Origin of the sequence: Streptomyces sp. M2CJ-2, from assembly GCF_016757295.1 — a bacterium.
Lineage (GTDB): Bacteria > Actinomycetota > Actinomycetes > Streptomycetales > Streptomycetaceae > Streptomyces.
In genome coordinates this window covers 1-1,479 of the sequence record NZ_JAESIF010000228.1, presented here as the reverse complement: position 1 = coordinate 1,479, position 1,479 = coordinate 1, and the positions used below count along the sequence as shown (strand labels likewise).

General features: G+C 70.5%; 2 protein-coding genes. Both read left to right on the top strand.

The window, feature by feature from the left end; translation table 11 throughout:
• Nucleotides 1-154: 154 nt before the first annotated feature.
• Nucleotides 155-697 (top strand): helix-turn-helix domain-containing protein, encoded by a 543-nt coding sequence (locus JL475_RS38985; protein WP_202282923.1) that lies wholly within the window; start codon nucleotides 155-157, stop codon nucleotides 695-697.
• The gene (locus tag JL475_RS38980) at nucleotides 679-1,473 is read left to right on the top strand and encodes a transposase (RefSeq protein ID WP_202282922.1); all 795 of its coding nucleotides are present in this window, start codon (nucleotides 679-681) and stop codon (nucleotides 1,471-1,473) included. The genes JL475_RS38985 and JL475_RS38980 overlap by 19 nt, the downstream gene beginning before the upstream one ends.
• The last annotated feature ends 6 nt before the right edge of the window (nucleotides 1,474-1,479 follow it).

Genomic DNA, 1,479 nt, shown 5'->3' with positions numbered 1-1,479 from the left:
GGGTCTTCGAAGTTGAGCGGTGCGCTGGTTCGGCTTGCTGACGTGGCGTCACGCTCTGTGGCGAAGGGGGTGGCTCGGCCCTTGCAGGGGCGCCCGTGGTCCTGAGTGATCATTTCTGTTCTCTACGCAGAACGATCATCCAGGAGCCACGGGCTTGCTCAACGATACGACGGTGCTGCTCGGCCTCGACGGGGTGTCCGTCGCCCGGGTCGAGCGGCTGGCCGATGGGACACGCCGCGTCCACCTGGCCACGGCCGATGAGACGGCCCGGGCCTGCCCGGTCTGCGGGGTCTTCGCCACCCGAGTGAAGGGCTCCGCCATCACCCGACCCCACGATCTGCCCTATGGCGAGAGCGGGCTGGAGTTCCGTCGGCGCAAGCGTCGCCGGTTCTGCCGGGAGCCCGGCTGCCCGCGCCGGTCGTTCACCGAGCAGATCCCGCAGCTACCGGCCGGTGCGCGGATCACCATGCGGCTGCGCGGGGCCGCCGGGTGCCGGATACGCGACGCCGGCTCCACCGTCATCCAGGCCGCCCGGGATCTGCACCTGTCCTGGCCGACCGTGATGGACGCCTTCCGCACCGCCGCCCACGAGGTCACCGAGGCACCGCTGCCCGGGGTGCAGGTGCTGGGCATCGACGAGACCCGGCGCGGACGGCCGCGCTGGGAACAGGCCCCCCCGTGGGCAGGTGGCTGCTGACGCGTGATCGGTGGCATACGGGGTTCGTCGACGCGCTCGGCACCGGCAGCCTGCTCGGCCAGGTCGAGGGCCGCACCGTCGCCGATGTGCTCGCCTGGCTCGTCACCACCCCACTGACCTGGAGAAAGAGCATCGAGTACGTGGCCATCGACATGTCGGCCACCTACCGCGCCGCCGTCCGCACCGGCCTGCCGCACGCCACCGTCGTGGTCGACCACTTCCACGTCGTCCAGCTCGCCGACAAGATGCTGTCCATGGTCAGGCGCCGCACCACCGCCGAGACCCGCGGCCGGCGCGGACGCGCCAGTGACCCCGAGTGGAAGGCCAGGCGGCGCCTGCTGCGCAACCGCGAGGACCTCACCGACGACCAGTTCGCCACGATGTGGAACGCGCTGCTGGGCGAGGGAAAGATCGGCCAGACCCTGCTGACGGCGTGGATCGCCAAGGAGAACCTGCGCAACCTGCTCGCCCTGGCCCGTACCCGTGCCGATCGGCACCAAGTCGGCCACGCCCGCTGGAAGTTCCTCACCTGGTGCGCGGACTCCGACATCCCCGAGGTCCGCCGGCTCGCCGCCACCGTCGACCGCTGGTGGCCGGAGACCGAAGCGTTCATCGACACCGGGCACAGCAACGCCAAGAGCGAAGGCATCAACCGCGTGATCAAGCTCGTCGCCCGCAACGCGTTCGGCTTTCGCAACGCCGACCACCAACGACTACGGACACACTGCGTCACCACCCGCCGAGCCCGCGGACACCTCCGCACCGCTCAACTTTGAAGACCC